The organism is Sandarakinorhabdus sp. (assembly GCF_987265915.1).
In genome coordinates this window covers 1,963,031-1,982,747 of the sequence record NZ_OZ503948.1, presented here as the reverse complement: position 1 = coordinate 1,982,747, position 19,717 = coordinate 1,963,031, and the positions used below count along the sequence as shown (strand labels likewise).

Annotated in this window: 23 protein-coding genes; 21 read left to right on the top strand and 2 right to left on the bottom strand. The window is 64.8% G+C overall.

All coding sequences use genetic code 11. The features are described from left to right. The first annotated feature begins 201 nt into the window (after window positions 1-201). Genes uvrA through AC6UUM_RS09640 form a run of 3 tightly spaced genes read left to right on the top strand, consistent with a single transcriptional unit; the run spans window position 202 to window position 3,939 of the window. Complete coding sequence (gene uvrA / locus AC6UUM_RS09650) at window positions 202-3,186, top strand: excinuclease ABC subunit UvrA (RefSeq protein ID WP_500802067.1); 2,985 nt, start codon at window positions 202-204, stop codon at window positions 3,184-3,186. Further along, the gene (locus tag AC6UUM_RS09645; RefSeq protein ID WP_500802066.1) at window positions 3,183-3,746 is read left to right on the top strand and encodes a hypothetical protein; all 564 of its coding nucleotides are present in this window, start codon (window positions 3,183-3,185) and stop codon (window positions 3,744-3,746) included. Before uvrA ends, AC6UUM_RS09645 begins: the two co-directional genes overlap by 4 nt. Next, window positions 3,706-3,939 carry a hypothetical protein gene (locus AC6UUM_RS09640; RefSeq protein ID WP_500802065.1) on the top strand — a complete coding sequence of 78 codons (234 nt, stop codon included), beginning with the start codon at window positions 3,706-3,708 and terminating at the stop codon, window positions 3,937-3,939. The genes AC6UUM_RS09645 and AC6UUM_RS09640 overlap by 41 nt, the downstream gene beginning before the upstream one ends. A gap of 27 nt (window positions 3,940-3,966) precedes the next feature. Here the strand turns inward: AC6UUM_RS09640 and AC6UUM_RS09635 are convergent, their stop codons facing one another. Then, window positions 3,967-4,878, bottom strand: coding sequence for a MipA/OmpV family protein (locus tag AC6UUM_RS09635; RefSeq protein ID WP_500802064.1), 912 nt, complete (start codon window positions 4,876-4,878; stop codon window positions 3,967-3,969). A 185-nt stretch (window positions 4,879-5,063) separates the two neighbouring features. Between AC6UUM_RS09635 and AC6UUM_RS09630 the strand changes: the two genes are divergently transcribed. The 6 genes from AC6UUM_RS09630 to ftsY are packed head-to-tail and all read left to right on the top strand — an operon-like array spanning window position 5,064 to window position 8,824. After that, complete coding sequence (locus tag AC6UUM_RS09630; protein ID WP_500802063.1) at window positions 5,064-5,324, top strand: HP1242/YdcH family protein; 261 nt, start codon at window positions 5,064-5,066, stop codon at window positions 5,322-5,324. Next, complete coding sequence (locus AC6UUM_RS09625) at window positions 5,321-5,635, top strand: TraR/DksA family transcriptional regulator (protein ID WP_500802062.1); 315 nt, start codon at window positions 5,321-5,323, stop codon at window positions 5,633-5,635. Before AC6UUM_RS09630 ends, AC6UUM_RS09625 begins: the two co-directional genes overlap by 4 nt. 41 nt (window positions 5,636-5,676) lie before the next feature. After that, window positions 5,677-6,264 (top strand): pyridoxamine 5'-phosphate oxidase, encoded by a 588-nt coding sequence (pdxH, locus tag AC6UUM_RS09620; RefSeq protein WP_500802061.1) that lies wholly within the window; start codon window positions 5,677-5,679, stop codon window positions 6,262-6,264. Continuing rightward, complete coding sequence (locus tag AC6UUM_RS09615) at window positions 6,264-7,097, top strand: PhzF family phenazine biosynthesis protein (RefSeq protein WP_500802060.1); 834 nt, start codon at window positions 6,264-6,266, stop codon at window positions 7,095-7,097. The genes pdxH and AC6UUM_RS09615 overlap by 1 nt, the downstream gene beginning before the upstream one ends. Window positions 7,098-7,106: 9 nt before the next feature. Next, window positions 7,107-7,916, top strand: coding sequence for a diaminopimelate epimerase (gene dapF / locus AC6UUM_RS09610; RefSeq protein ID WP_500802059.1), 810 nt, complete (start codon window positions 7,107-7,109; stop codon window positions 7,914-7,916). Further along, window positions 7,913-8,824 carry a signal recognition particle-docking protein FtsY gene (gene ftsY, locus AC6UUM_RS09605; protein ID WP_500802058.1) on the top strand — a complete coding sequence of 304 codons (912 nt, stop codon included), beginning with the start codon at window positions 7,913-7,915 and terminating at the stop codon, window positions 8,822-8,824. The genes dapF and ftsY overlap by 4 nt, the downstream gene beginning before the upstream one ends. A gap of 9 nt (window positions 8,825-8,833) precedes the next feature. Here the strand turns inward: ftsY and AC6UUM_RS09600 are convergent, their stop codons facing one another. After that, the gene (locus tag AC6UUM_RS09600; RefSeq protein WP_500802057.1) at window positions 8,834-11,071 is read right to left on the bottom strand and encodes a putative bifunctional diguanylate cyclase/phosphodiesterase; all 2,238 of its coding nucleotides are present in this window, start codon (window positions 11,069-11,071) and stop codon (window positions 8,834-8,836) included. A 386-nt stretch (window positions 11,072-11,457) separates the two neighbouring features. Between AC6UUM_RS09600 and ffh the strand changes: the two genes are divergently transcribed. The 12 genes from ffh to AC6UUM_RS09540 all read left to right on the top strand — a co-directional run bounded on the left by ffh (window position 11,458) and on the right by AC6UUM_RS09540 (window position 19,698). After that, on the top strand, window positions 11,458-12,966 hold the full coding sequence (gene ffh, locus AC6UUM_RS09595) for a signal recognition particle protein (RefSeq protein WP_500802056.1): 1,509 nt from the start codon (window positions 11,458-11,460) through the stop codon (window positions 12,964-12,966). 44 nt (window positions 12,967-13,010) lie between these two features. Further along, entirely contained in the window at window positions 13,011-13,493 is a 483-nt protein-coding gene (gene rpsP, locus AC6UUM_RS09590) for a 30S ribosomal protein S16 (protein ID WP_500802055.1), read from the top strand. 12 nt (window positions 13,494-13,505) lie between these two features. Beyond that, window positions 13,506-13,994, top strand: coding sequence for a ribosome maturation factor RimM (gene rimM, locus AC6UUM_RS09585; protein ID WP_500802054.1), 489 nt, complete (start codon window positions 13,506-13,508; stop codon window positions 13,992-13,994). Between the two features lie 34 nt (window positions 13,995-14,028). Beyond that, window positions 14,029-14,313: an antitoxin gene (locus tag AC6UUM_RS09580; RefSeq protein ID WP_500802053.1), complete on the top strand. Its 285-nt coding sequence runs from the start codon at window positions 14,029-14,031 to the stop codon at window positions 14,311-14,313. Beyond that, window positions 14,310-14,687: a type II toxin-antitoxin system VapC family toxin gene (locus AC6UUM_RS09575; RefSeq protein ID WP_500802052.1), complete on the top strand. Its 378-nt coding sequence runs from the start codon at window positions 14,310-14,312 to the stop codon at window positions 14,685-14,687. The genes AC6UUM_RS09580 and AC6UUM_RS09575 overlap by 4 nt, the downstream gene beginning before the upstream one ends. Continuing rightward, window positions 14,684-15,415 carry a tRNA (guanosine(37)-N1)-methyltransferase TrmD gene (trmD, locus tag AC6UUM_RS09570; protein ID WP_500802051.1) on the top strand — a complete coding sequence of 244 codons (732 nt, stop codon included), beginning with the start codon at window positions 14,684-14,686 and terminating at the stop codon, window positions 15,413-15,415. Before AC6UUM_RS09575 ends, trmD begins: the two co-directional genes overlap by 4 nt. Before the next feature lies 1 nt (window position 15,416). Beyond that, window positions 15,417-15,788, top strand: a complete 372-nt coding sequence (gene rplS / locus AC6UUM_RS09565; RefSeq protein ID WP_500802050.1) for a 50S ribosomal protein L19 — start codon at window positions 15,417-15,419, stop codon at window positions 15,786-15,788. Window positions 15,789-15,887: 99 nt separating this feature from the next. Further along, the gene (locus AC6UUM_RS09560) at window positions 15,888-16,334 is read left to right on the top strand and encodes a YbgC/FadM family acyl-CoA thioesterase (protein WP_500802049.1); all 447 of its coding nucleotides are present in this window, start codon (window positions 15,888-15,890) and stop codon (window positions 16,332-16,334) included. A gap of 32 nt (window positions 16,335-16,366) precedes the next feature. Further along, complete coding sequence (gene tolQ, locus AC6UUM_RS09555; RefSeq protein ID WP_500802048.1) at window positions 16,367-17,056, top strand: protein TolQ; 690 nt, start codon at window positions 16,367-16,369, stop codon at window positions 17,054-17,056. Further along, window positions 17,056-17,511, top strand: a complete 456-nt coding sequence (gene tolR / locus AC6UUM_RS09550) for a protein TolR (RefSeq protein ID WP_500802047.1) — start codon at window positions 17,056-17,058, stop codon at window positions 17,509-17,511. Before tolQ ends, tolR begins: the two co-directional genes overlap by 1 nt. Next, window positions 17,508-18,299 (top strand): cell envelope integrity protein TolA, encoded by a 792-nt coding sequence (tolA, locus tag AC6UUM_RS09545; RefSeq protein WP_500802046.1) that lies wholly within the window; start codon window positions 17,508-17,510, stop codon window positions 18,297-18,299. The genes tolR and tolA overlap by 4 nt, the downstream gene beginning before the upstream one ends. A gap of 136 nt (window positions 18,300-18,435) precedes the next feature. Beyond that, window positions 18,436-19,698 (top strand): hypothetical protein, encoded by a 1,263-nt coding sequence (locus tag AC6UUM_RS09540; RefSeq protein WP_500802045.1) that lies wholly within the window; start codon window positions 18,436-18,438, stop codon window positions 19,696-19,698. Window positions 19,699-19,717: the final 19 nt, after the last annotated feature.

The window sequence follows — 19,717 nt, the reverse complement described above, 5'->3', positions numbered from 1 at the left end:
TTGGAAATCTTGTCGACTATCAGTCTCTGATAGCGTGGAACGTCCAACAACAGGCACTGGGCCGCCCTTGCAATCGCACGGGCGGCCCGTTTCATTGCGGCGGCCCGCGACACACCTGCGCTTGCCGTTGCCGGTGTTGCGGCCTAACCCCGGCCGTGCAAAAGCGTTGCGCATACTGAACAAATATGGAACAAATGGCGGATGCTGAACCAGATCCAGGTGCGCGGCGCGCGGGAGCATAATCTGAAAGGGGTGGACGTCGATCTGCCCAAGAACGCGCTGACCGTGATCACCGGCCTGTCCGGCTCCGGCAAATCCTCGCTCGCCTTTGATACCATCTATGCCGAAGGCCAGCGCCGCTATGTCGAATCGCTGTCGGCCTATGCGCGCCAGTTCCTTGAGATGATGTCGAAGCCCGATGTCGATCATATCGAGGGCCTCTCCCCGGCGATCAGCATCGAGCAGAAGACGACATCCAAGAACCCGCGCTCCACGGTCGCCACCGTGACGGAAATCTACGATTACATGCGCCTGCTGTGGGCGCGGGTCGGTGTGCCCTATTCGCCGGCCACCGGCCTGCCGATCACGGCGCAAACCGTCAGCCAGATGGTCGATCGCGTCATGGCGCTGCCCGAATCGACCCGGCTCTACCTGCTCGCCCCCATCGTGCGCAGCCGCAAGGGCGAATATCGCAAGGAATTGGCGCAACTGCAAAAGGACGGCTTCACGCGCGTCAAGATTGACGGCGAATTTTATGCCATCGAGGAAGCGCCCGCGCTCGACAAGAAATACAAGCACGACATCGATGTGGTGGTCGATCGGCTGGCCGTGAAGGAGGGCCTCGAATCGCGCCTCGCCGAAAGCTTCGAAACCGCGCTGAAACTCGCCGAAGGACTGGCGATTGTTGAGCTTGCCGACTCACCTCTCCCCCCCGGGGAGAGGTCGAGAGACGGCGAAGCCGGCCCGGGAGAGGGGTCGCCAGCGCCGAATGACAGCGCCAAACCCGAACGCATCCTCTTCTCCGAAAAATTCGCCTGCCCGGTTTCCGGCTTCACCATCTCTGAAATCGAACCGCGGCTCTTCTCCTTCAACGCCCCGCAAGGCGCCTGCCCGGCGTGCGATGGCCTGGGCGAAAAGCAGCATTTCGATCCCGATCTGATCGTCCCCAACCACGCGCTCACCCTGGAAAAGGGCGCTGTTGCCCCCTGGGCCAAATCCAATCCGCCCTCGCCTTATTATCTGCAGGTGCTGGCCAGCGTCGGCCGCGCCTATGGCTTCACCCTGAAGAACAAGTGGAGCGACCTTACGCCCGAAGCCCGTCATGCCGTGCTGCACGGCACCGGCAGCCGCGCCATACCGCTGCGCTTCGAAGACGGTCGCAAGGCCTATGAAGTGGTCAAGAGCTTCGAAGGCGTCATCAAGAATCTCGAAAAGCGCCTCAATACCGAAAGCGCCTGGATGCGCGAGGAGCTGGAACGCTACCAATCCCCGTCCCCTTGCGAAGTCTGCCACGGCGATCGCCTGCGCCCCGAAGCGCTGTCGGTGAAGATCGCTGGCGAAACCATCGCCCAGGCCGTGCGCCGCCCGGTCGGCCAGGCGCTGCGCTGGGCGCTCAGTGTCGCCGATCACCTCACGCCGAAGCAACGGGCCATCGGGGATCGCATCCTCAAGGAGATCACCGAGCGGCTGGGCTTTCTCGACAATGTCGGCCTGGATTATCTCAATCTCGATCGCAAATCCGGCACGCTGTCCGGCGGCGAATCGCAGCGCATCCGCCTCGCCAGCCAGATCGGCTCCGGCCTGTCCGGCGTGCTTTATGTGCTCGATGAACCCTCGATCGGCCTGCACCAGCGCGACAATGATCGCCTGCTCACCACGCTGAAGCGGCTGCGCGATCTCGGCAACACCGTGCTGGTCGTCGAACATGACGAGGATGCCATCCGCCTGGCCGATTATATCGTCGATATGGGCCCCGGCGCCGGTGTGCACGGCGGCAGCGTGGTCGCCGCCGGCAGCCTTGCCGATATCCTCAACACACCCGGCAGCATCACCGGTGATTATCTCTCGGGCCGCCGCGCCATCCCGGTGCCGGCCAAGCGCCGCAAGGGCAGCGGCAAAAAGCTGACCGTGAAGAACGCCCGCGGCAACAATCTGGCGGGCGTGACCGCCAGCATCCCGCTCGCCACTTTCACCTGCATCACCGGTGTTTCGGGCAGCGGCAAATCCACCTTCACCATCGACACGCTCTACAACGCCGCCGCCCGCGAGCTGAACGGCGCCCGCGTGCTCGCCGCCCCACACGATGGCATCGATGGGCTGCAACATCTCGACAAGGTGATCGACATCGATCAATCGCCGATCGGCCGCACGCCGCGTTCCAACCCCGCCACCTACACCGGCTGCTTCACCAATATCCGCGACTGGTTCGCCGGCCTGCCCGAAAGCCTGGCGCGCGGTTACAAGCCCGGCCGCTTCAGCTTCAACGTGAAGGGCGGCCGCTGTGAAGCCTGCCAGGGCGACGGCGTCATCAAGATTGAGATGCACTTCCTGCCCGACGTCTATGTCACCTGCGACGTCTGCCACGGCGCCCGCTACAACCGCGAAACGCTGGAAGTGAAGTTCAAGGGCAAGAGCATCGCCGACGTGCTCGACATGACGATCGAGGACGGGGTGGAGTATTTCAAGGCCGTGCCGCCGATCCGCGAGCGCCTCGCCATGCTGCTCGAAGTCGGCCTCGGCTATGTCAAGATCGGCCAGCAGGCGACAACCCTGTCCGGCGGCGAAGCCCAGCGCGTCAAGCTCGCCAAGGAACTAAGCCGCCGCGCCACCGGCAACACGCTCTACATCCTCGATGAACCCACCACCGGGCTTCACTTCGAAGATGTGCGCAAACTGCTCGAAGTGCTGCACACATTGGTCGAACAGGGCAACAGCGTCGTGGTGATCGAACACAACCTGGACGTCATCAAGACCGCCGACTGGATCATCGACCTCGGCCCCGACGGCGGCGACAAGGGCGGCCAGATCAACGTCACCGGCACCCCGGAACAAGTGGCAGCGTGCGAGGGCAGCTGGACCGGCAAATATCTGGCGCCGTTGCTAACCTCCCCTCTCCCCTCTGCGGGAGAGAGCGACTCGCCGAAGGCGAGCGGGGTGAGGGGTCGCCCCCGCAGGGCCAAGGCATGACCCTGTGGCGGCCACAATTTGATGCCGCCCTGTCAATCCTTGCCGAGGTGAGCGAAGCCGTCGTCCATGCGGGTTTCCCCCGCCCGGTTCTGGTTGGCGGTGCGGCGGCGGAGCTTTATTCCGGCAGCGCGATCGTCACGGGTGACTTCGATCTCGTCACCGTCCGACAGGATATCGTCGAGACGGCCCTCATTTCACGCGGCTTCATCAGGCCGTCAGGGCCAGGAATGCTGACACGAGGCTGGGTGCATCACCAGTTGGCATTCGGCTTTGAAATCGTCGCCGACAGCTTGATGGATGGCCATGCTGATCGAGACCGCATCCGCCTGTTCACGGTCGATGCAGGGCACGCGCTCGCCGTGATCCCGCTGGAAGATCTGATCGCAGACCGTGTTGCCCAATATCATTCCGGCACGGCCAATGAAATGCTGGTCCAGGCCCGAATTCTTCGCGACCTTGCCGAGTCATTGGACAAGGATTATCTGGAGCGACGCATCAGGCAGGAAACGGGAGGCGATCATGGCTGCGAAATCCTCGACGACGATCATCCCGAAGGATGACGCAGCAAGCAGCCAGACAATTGACCGCGCGGTAGAACCATCTGCCACGTCATTGACTGCTTTTGGCGAAGCGCTCGGCCGGCGCCGCGCAGCGCTCGGCGGCCCTGAACTTCCACGCAATATGGGAACACGCCGCACTGCCAGCAAGCAGGTTTTGCTGGATGCAATCGTGAAAGCCGGCGGGAACTGGTGAACCCACGCCAGTCACTGCCGCAGCCGCTCAATTCCAGCCGAACCGCACCCCGTATGCCAACCCCACCGCCACCTGGTTGCGGTCCCCGCGCAGGCGGATCAGCGACGAATCCGCCGCCGCATCGCCCAGCCGGTCATAACTGGTGAACAGGGTGAGCGCGCCGTTCTTGCCGAAGCGGCCCAGGGGCTTGGTGAGGTTGGCGTTGATGCCGGCCGAGATCAGCCCGCTGCCGGTGCGGAACGCCGGCAGGCCGGCGGCGCGGGCCTGGGTGGGGGTCACGCCGAAATAGACATTGCTGTAATCGCTGTCGGCCCAGGTGGCGCGCAGGCCGATGCTGTAGAGCAGGCTGGCGGTGGGAGTGCGGCCGTTCCAGCTGATGTTGGTGTCCGCCACCAGGCCATCATGGCCGCCGGCGCCCTGCCGCAGCTCGGCGCGCAGGCGCAGCCGGCCCTTGGCCAGGCTTTTCTGGGCAAAGCCGCCGAATTCGCCGGCGATGCCGACATTGCCCATGCCGCGCAGCGCCGTCGAGCCGCCGGTGATCAGGAAGGGCGAGCCGCCGGTGCTTTCCTGCCGGCCGAAACGCAGTTTCACCAGCGGGCCCAGCTTCCAGCCATCATTGTTGACCGCGTTCCAGCCCAGCCCATCGGGAATGGAGAGGAAGACATCATCGCGATAATTCAGCCGCAGATCGGGAAAGATCGACAGTGCGGTGTCACGGCTGCCCTGCCAGGCCGGCGCCACCACCGGCGCGATGCCGATGCCCAAAGTCCAGGCCTTGGGAGCCAGCGGACTCTGGGGCGGGCGCGCGGCCTGCGCGCCTTGCAAGGTGGTGGGCACACCGGGCGCCGGGCCCTGTTGCGCGGCGGCGGGGGCGGCGATGATGGCGGTAACGGCGGCGGCAATGGTGGGCAGCCAGAGGCAAATCCGGGCGTCGTGCATGCTGAAGATCCAGGCTGAGGGAACCCATTCCATAGCTCGATCGTTACATCCAGGCAATGTTTGCGCTGTCGGTTGCGGGCGGTGGCCTACGCATTCGCCACGATAGCAAAGCAACCCCGATGGCCACAGATTGACGACATGGGGCCAACCAATCGCCACCACCCCCACACAGCAGGAACCACGCCATGAGCCATCTGCCGCAAGACCTGCACGACATTTTCCCGGATTCAGCGGACCGGCTGCGCGCATTGAAGGACAGCGACCGGCATTTCCGCAGCCTGGCCGATCGCTATGCCGCGCTGGATGATGAGATCAGGCGCAGCGAAACCGGGGTGGCACCGGCGATGGATGATGCCCACAGCGATGAACTGAAGCGGGAGCGGCTGGCCGTGCTCGATCAGATCGCTGCGGTGGTGAACGGCGACGTGACGGGAGAAGAAGCATGAAACATCAAGACATTGCCGATACGCTGCGCGCCCGCCTGGCCGACGTGCAGGCCGATATCGCCCGACTGGAAGACGCAACAATCCAGCCGCTTTCGCCGAAATTTGCCGACCAGGTGGGCGATCTGGAGGCGTTGGCCACCAACGAAGGCCGTGAAGTGCAGCAAATCCACGAGGCCGAACAGATTGTGGCTGCGCTGGCCCGCATCGAGGCCGGCCATTACGGCGTGTGCGACAATTGCGGTGCCGAGATCCCCCCGGCACGGCTCGTCGCCCAACCCATGGCCACACGTTGCATTGCCTGTGCGGCGTGAAGGCAAGTGACAGCGGCCACGCGCCGGCGTAACGCCGCGGCATGACGCTGCTTTCTCACGCTGCCCCGTTCACCCGCTTTGCCGATTGGTTCGCCGCGGCACAGGCGAGTGAGCCGAATGATCCCAATGCGATGGCGCTGGCGACGGCCACGCCCGACGGCGCGCCGTCGCTTCGGGTCGTGCTGTTGAAGGCCTGGGATGAACGCGGTTTCGTTTTCTACACCAATCTCGACAGCCAGAAGGGCCGCGAGATTGCCGACAACCGCCATGTCCACCTGAATTTCCACTGGAAAAGCTTGCAGCGCCAGGTGCGCATCGGCGGCAAGGCGGCGTTGGTGTCCGATGCGGAGGCCGACGCCTATTTCGCCACCCGCCCGCGCGAATCGCAACTGGGTGCCTGGGCCAGCCTGCAAAGCCAGCCCCTGCCCGACCGCGCCACCTTCGAAGCCCGCGTTGCTGACATCGCCGCGCAATATCCGGGCGACGTGCCGCGGCCACCGCGCTGGAGCGGCTGGCGGGTGACGCCGGAACGCATCGAATATTGGCAGGCGCGTGATGGCCGCTGGCACGAACGCGAGGTGTTTTGGCGTGAAGCTGACGGCTGGCGCTTTGGCCTGGTCTATCCCTGATGCGCCTGCCGTTCGTTCAGGTCGATGCCTTTGCCGATGGGCCGTTCACCGGCAATCCGGCAGCGGTGATGATGTTGCCGCGCTGGCTGCCCGATCCCGTGCTGCAGGGCATTGCCGCCGACAACAATCTTTCGGAAACCGCCTTTCTGGTGCCCGGCGAAACCGGCGATGCCATGTTCGATCTGCGCTGGTTCACGCCGGTGCTGGAGGTGGCGATGTGCGGCCACGCCACGCTGGCGAGCGGCCATGTCGTGCTCGATGCCCTGCCCGATCTGGCCGAGGTGCGGTTTCAGACCCGCCAATCGGGCGTGCTGGCGGTGGCGCGCGCGGGCGCGGCCTATGATGTGCGACTGCCGGCGCGGCCCGTCGAGCGCCGCCTGACCGGCGCGGAGGCCGAGGCGGTGGCCACCGCCCTGGGCGCCAGCCCCAGCGAGGTCTGGGCACGCGGGCCGGATTATCTGGTGGCCGTGTTCGATTCGCCCGATGAAGTGCGGGCCTTGCGGCCGGATTTCGCGCACGTGATCGCGCTGGCCCCGGGGATTGATCTGATGCTGATCGCCACGGCGCCTGGCGAAGCCACCGATGTGCTGAGCCGGGTGTTCGTACCGACGGCCGGTGTTGATGAAGATCCGGTGACCGGATCGGCGCATGCCGTGATCGCGCCATTGTGGGCCACGCGTTTCGGGCGCGACCGCTTTACCGCCGAACAAGCCAGCGCGCGCGGTGGCCGGCTGATTTGCCAGCACAGGGGCGACCATGTCATCCTCACCGGCACAGCGCGTACCGTCATTCGCGGCGAGTATGACTTGCCGGAGAGTGGATTAACCGGCTAACCCCGCGGCATGGCGGATCGCCCTTTCTTCAAGATGCACGGCCTCGGCAATGATTTCCTGGTGCTGGATGCGCGCGAGGCTCCGGTGAGCCTGACGGCCGGCCAGGTGCGCGGCCTGGCCAATCGCCACACCGGCATCGGATTTGACCAGCTGATCCTGATCGAGCCCAGTGCAATTGCCGATGTCCGGCTGCGTTTCTGGAACAGTGATGGCGGCGAAGTCGCGGCGTGCGGCAATGGCAGCCGGGCTGCCGCAGCGTTGCTGGGTGGGCAACAGCGCATCGAAACCGCCGGCGGCCTGCTGGCCAGCGATGCGGTAGCCGGCGGCGCGGCGGTGGACATGGGGCCACCACGTTTCGGCTGGGAAGACCTGCCGTTGGCCTATGCGATGGATACTGCGTCCCTGCCGCTTGCATGGGGGGAGTTGGAACATCCCGTGGCGGTGTCGGTCGGCAATCCGCATGTGGTGTTTTTCGTCGCCGATGCGGCGGCCGAGGCGCTGGAAACCATTGGCCCGCAAATCGAACATGATCCGGTGTTTCCGGAACGGGTGAATGTCGGCATCGCGCAGATCGCGTCCCGCGATCATCTGATTCTGCGCGTGTGGGAACGCGGTGCCGGCGCAACATTGGCATGCGGCACCGGCGCGGTGGCGGCGGTGGCGGCGGCGCAGCGGCGCGGGCTGGTTGACGGCACCGTGCGTGTCACCCTGCCCGGCGGCGATCTGCAGGTCGAACGGCGTAATGATGGCCATCTGCTGCTCTCCGGCCCGGCGGTGGTGGCCTTTACCGGCCTCGTTGATCTGGAGCGTTACGCATGAGCTGGTTGGGGCGGCTGACGCAGGGGCTGGCGAAATCCACCAAGCGCCTGACCGACAATATCACCGGGCTGGCCACCGGCACGCTGCCGCTGGACGATGATCGCCTGGACGAGATCGAGGAGGCGCTGATCGCTGCCGATCTGGGGCCGGCGGTGGCGGCGCGCATCCGCAACCGGCTTGGCGATCAGAAATTCGCCAAGGGCATCGACGAAGCCGGCATCAGGCAGGTGGTGGCCGAAGAGGTCGAGCAGGTGCTGGCACCCGTCGCCCGGCCGCTGGCCATCACACATCGCCCGCATGTCGTGCTGGTGGTGGGCGTCAATGGCAGCGGCAAGACGACGACCATCGCCAAGCTGGCGCGGCTGTTCAAGGCCGATGGCCACACGGTGATGCTGGCCGCCGGGGACACGTTCCGCGCCGCCGCCATCGCCCAGTTGCAGATCTGGGCGGATCGGGTCGGCGTGCCGCTGGTTTCCGGCGAACAGGGCGGCGATGCAGCCAGCCTGGCCTTTGAAGCGGTCAAGCGCGCCCAGGCCGAGGGTATCGATGTGCTGATCATCGACACCGCCGGGCGCCTGCAGAACAAGGCCGGGTTGATGGACGAGCTCGCCAAGCTGAAGCGGGTGATCGCCAAGATCGATCCGGATGCGCCGCACGATGTCATCCTGGTGCTCGATGCCACCACCGGCCAGAATGCGCTGTCGCAGATCGAGGTGTTCCGGCAGGTGGCCGGCGTGACCGGGCTGGTGATGACCAAGCTTGATGGCTCGGCGCGCGGCGGCATGCTGGTGGCGGCGGCGCAGGCCTATGGCTTGCCGATCCACGCCATTGGCGTTGGCGAAGGCATGGACGATCTGCGGCCGTTTGCGGCGGCCGATTTTGCTGCGGCGCTGGCCGGCGCGGATTGATCGCGAAGATCAGGCGGCGGTCTGGCTCGCTGCCGCGCACATCGCCGCTTCGGCATTGAGGATGGCGTTCGGCAAATGCGCCGCCGATACAGGCGGCGACAGGGCAAAGCCTTGCAGGCGCCCGACGCCGGCGCTGCATGCCAGCGCCAGATCGGCGGGGCTTTCCACCCCTTCGGCAACGACGATCAGGCCCAGGGACTGGCCAAGACTGGCCGCCACCCTGAAAACGCTGGCCGCAACCGCATCGTCAGCGGCACCGGCCAGCAAGGAACCGGAAATTTTCAACGCACAGATCGGCAGCCGACGCAGCCGATCCAGCGTCGAGAAGCCGGCACCAAAATCATCCATCGCCACACCTGCGCCAAGTGCGCTCAGCCATTGCAGGGTGCTTTGGCAAGCCGCTTCGTCCGTCATCAGCGCGGTTTCGGTGATCTCGATGGCCAGACGGGATGCCGGCAGACCCGCCTGTTGCAAGGCAGCGATCACGTCTTCCACCATGGTGTCGCTGCGAAGGTCGAGCACCGATATATTCACCCACAAGGCGATCTCGCCGGGCAGCGCAGCAACCGTGGCGGCCGCCTGATCCAGGACCAGCTGGCGCAAGCGCGAGATCAGGCCTTGGGATTCGGCAATGGCCACCAAGCAGGCCGGATCCAGCGCTTCGCTGCCATCGTCCGGCCAGCGGGCCAGCGCCTCCACCGCCACGACACGGCCGCTGGCAACATCGACGATCGGTTGATAGGCGACATCAATCACCCCGGCACGCAGGGTCTTGCGCACCTTGGCTTCATTGCGGGAGGCGCTGGTGGATTGCTGCTGCAATTCCGGCGTGAAGCGGCGCACGTTGTTGCCAGGGCGTGCCTTGGCCGCCAGCAAGGCCAGATCGGCGGCCCGCAGCAATGTTTCAGCCAGTTCGCCATCGCCGGGCACCATGGCCAGGCCGACGGCGGCACCCACCTGCACCTCGTCCTCGCCAAATCGCGCCGGCGCATCCACGGTCTCGATCAGGCGCCAACCCAGCGCCTCGGCAGCCGCTACGTCCGTCAGATCCGCAAGTATGGCAAATTCATCGCTGCCCAGCCGGGCCGTGAACAGGCCCGGATCGGCGGTGCGCAGCCGGAAGCCGATGCGGGTGATCATGCGGTCGCCAACGGCATGGCCATGGCGATCATTGACCTGCTTGAAATGATCCAGATCGATCACCAGCAAGGAAAATTGTGCGCCGCGCCCCAGACGCCGGTTCAGTTCTTCGATGAAGGCGCGGCGATTGGGCAGGCCGGTAAGCGGGCATCGGCGCACTTCGCGGTTGAGTTCGGCGATGGCGTTGCGTTCACCAGTGCTGTCACGCAGCACGCTGACCCAACCACCGCCGGGAATCGGCACACATTCCAGATCGATGACCCGATCGTCGTTCAACCGGAGCACGCCATTGAATTGCTGGCGCGCGGCGACCAGCAGGGTCGCGTGGGCCAGAAACTCCGCGCGATCGCCCGACGCGCGCGCCAGATTGGGTGCGCTGGTCAACAGCTCCGAAAAGATCGGCGGATTCGCCGGATCGATACCGGCAACGCCCAGCATATCGAGCGCCCGGCGATTGATCACGAACACCCGCAGCAATTCATCCAGAATTGCAACAGCCTGGTTGAGGTGGGCCACCGCCGCATCCATGCGGGCGCGTTCAGCGCGGCTGCGCTCACGCGCTTTCAGCAATTCGGTCTGGGTGGCATAGCTGCGGCGCGCAATGCTGATGCAGATGATGCCATAGACCAGTGTACCGACACCCGCCGCCAGCCCCCACGGCCATTCCCATTGCACGATGATGGCAATCGCCATCGGCAGGCTGGTGCACAGCGCTTGGGCCGCTGCCACCTGCGGGCGGCCCGCCCCGGTGCCGTTGGCGACGCCCAACGCCGCCAGCGCGACCATCACCACGAGAGTCTGCACCAGCATCGGCGCATGCGCGGCCAGCACGGCCAGCACGATCCCGCCCAGACCCGCCGATATCATGACGCAGCCAAGCGCATAACGCGCTTCCACGGCGGGCAAAGCCGCGGTGTCCAACGACGCCTTGGCCTGCCAACAGGCCATAAGGATGAACAAGACGCCAACCAGGGCGATCGTCGCGAACGCCAATGCCAACAGGCTGCCCAAGGACAACGCAATCGCAAGCGCCAGCGCCGCTGCCACAAGTCCGGCGATCAGAAACGGACCGAAATAGCTGGCGATTGAACGCGTGAATTCGGCCATCAACTCCGGCGGCAGCGGTGGCCCGAACAGGCGGATTTGCCAAGCTTTCCAAACGCGATTGGGCGCGCGGACATCATGGCTGGCAGGCAATGGGATTGGCACGGAATCGAGCCTATCACGGCATTGCCGGTTGAACCAAGCCCGCTGCGCAACCACTGTGGTTGGGCCGGCAGGATCAGCGCGCATTACACAAGCACGACCCTCCAGGCGGCGCATTTCGGCGGCGAAGGCCGGTGGACTTGACCCCGGATGGGCTGCCGCGTAAGGGGCCATCGAGTTCCGAAAGGAAGTCATGCGTCCGAGGATGCACGCCGGCCAGCGAGTTTTCGCCCGCCGGCGCGTTTTCATTTGGAGGCACGTGAAATTGAATTTGGAGGCCGAGGCCTTTGTTTGACAGTCTTTCCGACCGGCTGGGCGGTATTTTCGATCGGTTGCGTGGCCGCGGCGCGCTGACCGAAATCGACGTGCGCGCCGCCATGCGCGAGGTGCGCGTGGCCTTGCTGGAGGCCGACGTCGCCCTGCCCGTCGTCAAGCAGTTCGTGGATGATGCCACGGCGCGCGCCATCGGCGCCGAAGTGATCAAATCGGTGACGCCCGGCCAGCAGGTCGTCAAGATCGTCAACGATTGCCTTGTCGATCTGCTCGGCGGCAGCGAGGAACCGGCGCCGCTGAAGATCGCGGTGACGCCGCCGGCGGTGATCATGATGGTCGGCCTGCAGGGATCGGGCAAGACCACCAGCAGCGCCAAGCTGGCCGTGTGGCTGGGCACGCGCGAACGCAAGAAGGTGCTGCTGGCCAGCCTGGACGTCGCCCGCCCGGCGGCGCAGGAACAATTGCGGGTGCTGGGCGAGCAGAACAATATCGCCACCCTGCCGATCATCGCGGGCCAGACTCCGGTGCAGATTGCCGAGCGCGCCCGCCAAGCCGCGCGCCTGCAAGGCTTTGATGTGGTGGTGCTCGATACCGCCGGCCGCCTCGGTGTCGATGAAGCCTTGATGACCGAAATGGCCGCCATTGCCGGCGCGACCACCCCGGACGAGATCCTGCTGGTGGTGGACAGCCTGACCGGCCAGGACGCGGTGAACGTCGCAGCCGCGTTCAAGGCGCGCGTGGCGATTTCGGGCGTGATCCTGACCCGCATGGACGGCGATGCCCGCGGCGGTGCGGCGCTGTCGATGCGGCACGTGACCGGCGCGCCGATCCGTTTTGCCGGTGTCGGCGAAAAGATCGATGCGCTGGAATTGTTCGATGCCCGCCGCGTGGCCGGGCGCATTCTGGGCATGGGCGACATTGTCGGCCTGGTCGAAAAGGCCGCTGCCAATTTCGAAGCCGAACAGGCCGAGAAAATGGCCGAGAAATTGTCGAAGGGCCAGTTCGACATGGACGATCTGCGCCAGCAGCTCGCCCAGATGAAGAAGATGGGCGGCCTGTCGGGCCTGGCGGCGATGATGCCCGGCATGGGCGCCGCCAAGAAGGCCATGGACAGCGGCGGGATCAACCCACGCCTGCTCGACCGGATGGAAGCCATCATCCTGTCGATGACCCGCAAGGAGCGCGCCAAGCCGGAATTGCTCACGGCCAAGCGCAAGATCCGCATCGCCAACGGTTCCGGCACCACAGTGCAGGATGTGAACAAGGTGCTGAAAATGCACCAGGAAATGGCCAATGCCATGAAGCGCCTGAAGAAAATGGGCGGCATGAAGGGCATGATGAAGATGCTGGCGGGTGCAGGCGGGCTGGGCGGCATGCCCGGTGCGGATGGCGCCCCGGGCGGCGACGCGTCTGGCGATGCTGGGGGCGGTGCCATCGATCTGGGGGCGGTTGGCCGGATGTTTGGTCGCCCCGGCCTTGGTGGAAGCCTGCCACCCGGCTTCAACAAGTTCGGCAGGAAATGAACGTTACTCTCTCTAAACCCAAGTTTACTGGAAGGAAAAACTGAATGTCTCTGGCAATTCGTCTGGCCCGCGGTGGCATGAAGAAGCGTCCCGTCTATCGCATCGTGGTGACCGACAGCCGCAATCCGCGTGATGGCAAGTTCCTCGAAAAGCTCGGCACCTACAATCCGCTGCTGCCCAAGGATAGCGATGCCCGCGTGACCCTGGACACCGACCGCGCTGCCTATTGGCTGAGCGTTGGCGCGCAGCCGACCGATCGTGTCGCCCGCTTCCTGGATGCCGCCGGCCTGCGCACCCGCGCCGTCCGCAGCAACCCCAACAAGGCGCAACCCGGCGCCAAGGCCAAGGAACGTGCCGAACTCGCCGCGCAGAAGATCGCCGAAGCCGAAGAAGCCGCCGCTCAGGCTGCTGCTGAAGCCGCTGAAGCCGCCGAAGCGGCGGCTGCCGCTGCTGCTGAAGCCGCTGCTGCGCCGGCCGAAGCAGCCCCGGCTGAAGAGGCTGCTGCCGAAGGTGAAGCAGCCCAGTAAGGCGGCCCTGGCATGGCGGCCGACATGATCGTGCTGGCCGCCGTTGCCGGCGCCCATGGCATTCGCGGCGAGGTGCGGCTGAAGCTGTTCACCGACGCGGCTGAAAACCTCGCCCGCCATGTCCGCTTCGATGCGGGCGGGCGGGCGCTGGTTTTGAAGGCCATAAGGCCCGACAAGCCCGGCACCGCGGTTGCCCGCTTCGAAGGCATCGTCGATCGCAACGCCGCGGAAGGCTTGCGTGGCCTGCAACTGTCGGTGGCGCGCACCGCGCTGCCGGCGTTGGCTGATGGCGAATATTATGTCGCCGACTATCTCGGCATGACGGTGGTGGATGAAACCGGCATGGCGGTCGGCACGGTGCGCGCCATCGAAAATTTCGGCGCGTCCGACATATTGGACATCACATTGGACGCCGGCGGCACGGTCATGGTGCCCTTCGTCGCCGATGTGGTGCGCGAAGACGGAACCCGCCTGGTCGTTGACCGCGCCTGGCTGGCCTAGTATATACGCGGCGTATACACAGGGGAGCGCCGTCGTGGCCCGCACCAAGATCTTCAAATCAGGCAACAGTGCCGCCGTCCGCCTGCCCGCCAGCTTCGCGCCACCGCCCGGCACGGTCGTCGAAGTGCGCGAGGAAGCCGGCCGCTGGGTGATCGAGCCGGCCCCGACCGATGTGCCGATGATCAATCTGGACGGCATCTATGGCAGCATGCCCGGCCTCAAGCCGATCACCGATCGCAGCTTCGATGAGCGGCCATCCGAACGCCTGGCGCGCGAAGCGGCGGAGCGGGCGGCGCTGGCATCGTCCGGCAACGAATGACCCCTGCCCGCTGGTTGCTGGACAGCAACATCGCCATCTATCTGCTGCAGGGCAATGCACCACATGCGCTGGCCCGGCTGAACAATTGCCCACTCGGCAGCGTCGTCACCTCCAGCATTTGCCTGGGTGAAATGCTCATCGGTTTGCGCCCGGACGAACAGCCCGGACTGCAACCCCTGCTCGCCATCATCACGGTCGAACCTTTTGATGAAGCCGCTGCCCGCGTCTATGCCACACTGCCTTTCCGCCGTTCCAGTTATGATCGATTGATCGCGGCACATGCCCTGTCTCGGGGCCTGACCGTCGTCACTGCCAATCTTGCCGATTTCGCCGACGTCCCCGGCCTCGCCGCTGAAGACTGGATGCAGCCATGACCTGGCGCGCCACCATCCTCACCCTTTACCCTGACATGTTCCCCGGCCACCTCGGTCACAGCATCGCCGGTCGCGCGCTGGCCAATGCCACCTGGGCCTGCAACGCCGTCAACATTCGCGATTTTGCCACCGATCGCCACCGCACCGTGGATGACACGCCAGCCGGCGGCGGCCCCGGCATGGTGCTGCGCGCCGATGTGATTGCTGCTGCCATCGATGATGTTGCCGATGGACGCCCGCTGCTGGCGATGACTCCGCGTGGCCGGCCGCTCACCCAGGCCCGGGTGCGCAGCCTCGCCACCGGCCCCGGCGTGGTGCTGCTCTGCGGCCGCTTCGAAGGTTTTGACGAACGCATCTTCCAGCGCCGCGCCATCGAGGAAGTGTCGATCGGCGATTATATCCTGTCCGGCGGTGAGGTCGCGGCACTGGTGGTGATGGATGCTTGCGTGCGCCTGTTGCCCGGTGTAATGGGCGCGGCTTCCAGTGGGGATGAGGAAAGCCACGAACGCGGCCTCCTCGAACATCCCCACTATACCAGGCCCCCCGAATGGGAAGGCCTGGCGATCCCCGAAGCGTTGCGATCGGGGGATCACGCACGCATCGCCCGCTGGCGGCGCGCGCGGTCCGAACAGGACACACGGCTACGGCGGCCGGACTTGGTGGATCATCACGACGATGGTCCGGTCCACTCGCCCTCTGGCGCGCGACAACAGAAGAAGGAGGAATGAGATGAATCTCATCCAGCAGATCGAAGCCGAACAGATTGCCAAGCTGACCGAAAAGCGCAGCATCCCGAATTTCCGCGCCGGCGATACGCTGCGCGTTGGCGTGAAGGTCGTCGAAGGCGAGCGCACCCGCGTGCAGAATTACGAAGGCGTGTGCATCGCGCGTTCGAACCGCAGCATCAACAGCTCGTTCACCGTGCGCAAGATCAGCTTCGGCGAAGGCGTGGAGCGCGTGTTCCCGCTGTACAGCCCGAGCATCGAAGCCATCGAAGTCGTGCGCCGCGGTGTCGTCCGCCGCGCCAAGCTCTATTATCTGCGTGGCCGCAGCGGCAAGAGCGCCCGCATCGTCGAAAAGCGCACGGCGCGTCCGGAATAATCCGGCTGCTGCGTTCAGACTGCCGAAAGGGCGCCGGTGGCATGGCCGCTGGCGCCTTTTTCGTTGCGTCTGCGCCGTTCGGAACCCTATCTGTCTGTCATGGCCTCGCTTCCCCCATCCGGCCTGATCACAGGCGGCATGCACCGCCTGAGCTTGCGCGTCTATTTTGAAGACACCGACACGGCGGCGATCGTCTATCACGCCAAATATCTGCATTTCCTGGAACGCGGCCGCACCGAATTCCTGCGCGTGGCCGGCATCGATCATGGCGCGGCGGTGCGCGAAGGCCTGGGTGCCTATGCGGTGACGCAGATGGACTGCCGCTGGCTGCGCCCGGCGCGGCTGGATGATGTGCTTGTGGTCGAAACCCGACTGGTCGCGGTGCGCGCCGCCGCCTGCCGCATCGATCAGGCGATCATCCGCGACGCCGCGCCGATCTTCACCGCCAGCCTGACCGCGGCTTTTCTCGATCCCGCCGGCCGCCCCCGCCGGCAACCGCGCGAATGGATCGCGCGTTATCACCAACTTGTGCCACAGGATGCATGATGGACCCTGAACTTGCCCCCGCAATTCTTGGAATGAAAACCACCGCCGAACTGTCGCCATTGGCGCTGTTCCTGGCCGCCGACATCGTGGTGAAGGCGGTGATGCTCGGCTTGCTGCTCGCGTCGATCCTCAGCTGGGCGATCATCATCGAACGCTCGCGCCGCCTGGGCCGCATGAACCGCGAAGCCGCCAAGTTCGAAGACTGGTTCTGGAAAGCCGGCGATCTCGACAAGATGTATGAACCGGCCTCCCGCGCCGATCACCCCTCGGCACGCGCCTTCATCGCCGGCATGAATGAATGGCGGCAAAGCCTTGCGAATGGCCGCACCGGCGTCGATCGCGAAGGCCTGCGCGCCCGCCTGGCCAGCGCCATCAACGTCGCCATCGGCCGCGACATCGACAATCTGTCGGATCGCCTCTCGGTGCTGGCCACCATCGGGTCGGTGGCGCCGTTCGTCGGCCTGTTCGGCACGGTGTGGGGCATCATGCGCAGCTTTGCCAGCATCGCCGCCAGCCAGAATACCACGCTCGCCGTCGTGGCGCCGGGCATTGCCGAGGCGCTGTTCGCCACCGCCATCGGGCTGTTCGCTGCCATCCCGGCGGTGATCGGCTACAACCGGCTGCTGCACCGCGTGAACCGGCTGGAGGCGCGGCTCTCGGCCTTTGCCGAGGAATATCTCAACCTGCTCTCCCGCCAGCTTGATGGCATGGAGGGTCGCTGATGGCGATGATCACGCCCAGCGGGCGGGGCGGCAGGCGAGCGCGCCGCCAACCCATGGCCGACATCAACGTCACCCCAATGGTCGATGTCATGCTGGTGCTGCTGATCATCTTCATGGTCACCGCGCCGTTGCTCGTCACCGGCGTGGCGGTGGACCTGCCCGATGCCCGCGCGCAATCGCTGCCGCAGGATAACACGCCGATCCAGATCAGCCTGGATGCGCAAGGCCAGTTGTTCATCGACCGCTTGGTCATCGCGCCGGCCGCCCTGCCCGCCAAGCTGGCCGCCCTGCGCGCGGCACGCAGCGATGAGGCGCGCGTCTATGTGCGTGCCGATCGCGCCCTGGATTATGGCCGGGTGATGCAAGTGGTTGGCGACGTGAATGCCGCCGGCTTCAAGAAGGTCGCGCTGGTGACCGACGGCAGCCGGCCGGTGGCAGCCCCCGAAGCCAAATGAGTCGCAGCGAACGGATCAGCATTGCCGGCGCGGCGGTGGCGCATCTGTTGCTGCTGCTGGGGCTCAGCCTGGCTTGGGCCAACAGCCAGCGCGTCATGCCCGCCCCCACCGATGCCGTGCCGGTGGAGCTGGTCACCATCGCCGACGCCCCGCGCGTCACCGAACCGCCCAAGCCCTCCATCGAAGCCGCCCCGCAAGAACCGGCCGCCGCACCCGAACCCGTGGCCGAAGCCGCCCCCGCCCCGGAACCGGTCAAGCCCGACGCCGTGCCCCCACCCGAACCCAGCAAGCCCAAGCCCGCCGCCAAACCGAAGGCCGCGCCCGCCAAGGCCCCGCCCTCCCCGCTCGACACCTCCAGCCTGGCCAGCATGATCGACAAGGCGCTGCCCAAGGCGAAGACTAAGCCGCTCGACACCTCCAGCCTCGCCAAGGAGCTCAGCACCGCCGCCCCGGCTCGCGCCACCATCGATCCGCGCGCCGCCGCCACGCTGGCGCAAGCCATCCGCGCCCAGGTCGCCCCGTGCTGGAACCCGCCGGTGGGCGGCCGCGACGTGCGCAAGATGACCGTGGTGATCCGCGTGCAATACGGCCGCGACGGCCGCGTCATCGGCCAACCGCAAGCCGGCACCCCCACCGGGAGCACTGCCGCCAACGCCGATTTCGCCCGCACCTTCGCCGAAACCGCCCGCCGCGCGGTTTTGCGCTGTCAGCCGTTGAAGCTGCCGGCGGATTTGTATGATCTGTGGGCCAGCTTGGAGATCAATTTCGATCCTGAGGAGATGACCTGACCGCTATCACCGAAACGACACCTCACCGTCGACATGGCTTTGTTCCAGGGCGAGGCGCGCCGGTCGCTATCGGCAGGTGGGCATTTCTTTCGAGTTTGAGTATTGTGTCCCCGGACATCACCAATGGGAGCTTGATGTGAGCGACATGGAATTTAACATTGCCACAGCGCTCGGCGAAAGCCTGCTCGGGAGCGCAGCCGATGGGTTCACGCAACTCGCTTTGGGGGCGGTTCTTGCTAATTGCGGTCTTTCCGATGACACCGGAGAACAGTTGGCGGCCATTCGCCAAACTCTAGATAAGATTTTGCAAGAGATTTCAAAGATCGAAGATGAGTTGAAAGTAGGATTCGATATACTTTCCTTTGATGTTGCCTATTCTCAGGTAAATGATCTTGTAAATTTCAATATGTCGATGCTAGCGCCCGACCAATTCTACTTTCTTGTTAACTGCAATGATCCTACCGCACGTATCGGCAAGGCGAATGAACTACGCCAGCGGGTTAGCGGCGATCTACTGTTCAGTTCGCTCAGCGCCTGGGACAATGCGATTCGCGGCTTGTCGGGCCAGACCAGCCTCTTGGCTGCCAAGGGCAAGTTACTCTTCGACAGTGTCAACGCCTATGGCAAATTACAGGCTGAACAGATGCAGGCATTTTGGAACTGGCTGGACGGGCACCAGGCCTTATCAGCTCTGTTCTATGCGGAGTTTCTTGCCGATCCCCATGCGGCGCCGCCGGGACCCGTTGGTATCGAAGCGGCGATCGCACATCTGAATGCTTGGCAAGAGGCACGCAAGTCCCAGTTGCTGATGCTGCGGGGGCCGACGGTGGGCAGCGCCCGCGTATATGCGTTTGGTCAGCATAATACAGTGAGCAGTGAAGACATAGTTCTGCACTCATTCCCGGAGGTTGTTCTTTGGAAGAATGGGGGTATCGCGATTTACGCTCACATAAGCGATCCCCGAGCCATAGGCCAAATCACCCCCTGGGGTCAGCAAGATCCTAAGGGTCCGCCTCCAATTAGCGACCTAGTATCACAAGCGGAGACGGTGACCGGTTTTACAGGCTGGGATTTGATTGACAGTGATAACTTCAGAAATTTTGCGAACCAGAATGGTGGAAAGGTCGGTGTTGGCGCGGGTGGTGACTTTTTTCATACAGCATTCAGCAATCTCGGTTTTACGAATATTACGGAATGCATTTGGGTGAACAGACAATGGGCTTGGACAGCAACCGGTAGCGGTTTTGGCCACGGAGCCTTTGAAGGCTATCCTTATACCTGTTTTATTGAAGCCAAGGATTGGTGGGACCCTGCTCCGCTCGATTGGCCTGCAGGGGTGATGCTGACGCATGTGATGAGCAGCGAGGACTGGCAAAGTCTGTGCTGGAAGGACGGTTGAACCCAGTCGCTGGTGTTGA

What these genes read in the sequence shown, in the direction of transcription:
- uvrA (WP_500802067.1), top strand. Translation starts at nt 202, where the DNA reads ATGCTGAACCAGATCCAGGTGCGCGGCGCGCGGGAGCATAATCTGAAA.
- AC6UUM_RS09645 (WP_500802066.1), top strand. Translation starts at nt 3,183, where the DNA reads ATGACCCTGTGGCGGCCACAATTTGATGCCGCCCTGTCAATCCTTGCC.
- AC6UUM_RS09640 (WP_500802065.1), top strand. Translation starts at nt 3,706, where the DNA reads ATGGCTGCGAAATCCTCGACGACGATCATCCCGAAGGATGACGCAGCA.
- AC6UUM_RS09635 (WP_500802064.1), bottom strand. Translation starts at nt 4,878, where the DNA reads ATGCACGACGCCCGGATTTGCCTCTGGCTGCCCACCATTGCCGCCGCC.
- AC6UUM_RS09630 (WP_500802063.1), top strand. Translation starts at nt 5,064, where the DNA reads ATGAGCCATCTGCCGCAAGACCTGCACGACATTTTCCCGGATTCAGCG.
- AC6UUM_RS09625 (WP_500802062.1), top strand. Translation starts at nt 5,321, where the DNA reads ATGAAACATCAAGACATTGCCGATACGCTGCGCGCCCGCCTGGCCGAC.
- pdxH (WP_500802061.1), top strand. Translation starts at nt 5,677, where the DNA reads ATGACGCTGCTTTCTCACGCTGCCCCGTTCACCCGCTTTGCCGATTGG.
- AC6UUM_RS09615 (WP_500802060.1), top strand. Translation starts at nt 6,264, where the DNA reads ATGCGCCTGCCGTTCGTTCAGGTCGATGCCTTTGCCGATGGGCCGTTC.
- dapF (WP_500802059.1), top strand. Translation starts at nt 7,107, where the DNA reads ATGGCGGATCGCCCTTTCTTCAAGATGCACGGCCTCGGCAATGATTTC.
- ftsY (WP_500802058.1), top strand. Translation starts at nt 7,913, where the DNA reads ATGAGCTGGTTGGGGCGGCTGACGCAGGGGCTGGCGAAATCCACCAAG.
- AC6UUM_RS09600 (WP_500802057.1), bottom strand. Translation starts at nt 11,071, where the DNA reads ATGGCCGAATTCACGCGTTCAATCGCCAGCTATTTCGGTCCGTTTCTG.
- rpsP (WP_500802055.1), top strand. Translation starts at nt 13,011, where the DNA reads ATGTCTCTGGCAATTCGTCTGGCCCGCGGTGGCATGAAGAAGCGTCCC.
- rimM (WP_500802054.1), top strand. Translation starts at nt 13,506, where the DNA reads ATGGCGGCCGACATGATCGTGCTGGCCGCCGTTGCCGGCGCCCATGGC.
- AC6UUM_RS09575 (WP_500802052.1), top strand. Translation starts at nt 14,310, where the DNA reads ATGACCCCTGCCCGCTGGTTGCTGGACAGCAACATCGCCATCTATCTG.
- trmD (WP_500802051.1), top strand. Translation starts at nt 14,684, where the DNA reads ATGACCTGGCGCGCCACCATCCTCACCCTTTACCCTGACATGTTCCCC.
- rplS (WP_500802050.1), top strand. Translation starts at nt 15,417, where the DNA reads ATGAATCTCATCCAGCAGATCGAAGCCGAACAGATTGCCAAGCTGACC.
- AC6UUM_RS09560 (WP_500802049.1), top strand. Translation starts at nt 15,888, where the DNA reads ATGGCCTCGCTTCCCCCATCCGGCCTGATCACAGGCGGCATGCACCGC.
- tolQ (WP_500802048.1), top strand. Translation starts at nt 16,367, where the DNA reads ATGAAAACCACCGCCGAACTGTCGCCATTGGCGCTGTTCCTGGCCGCC.
- tolR (WP_500802047.1), top strand. Translation starts at nt 17,056, where the DNA reads ATGGCGATGATCACGCCCAGCGGGCGGGGCGGCAGGCGAGCGCGCCGC.
- tolA (WP_500802046.1), top strand. Translation starts at nt 17,508, where the DNA reads ATGAGTCGCAGCGAACGGATCAGCATTGCCGGCGCGGCGGTGGCGCAT.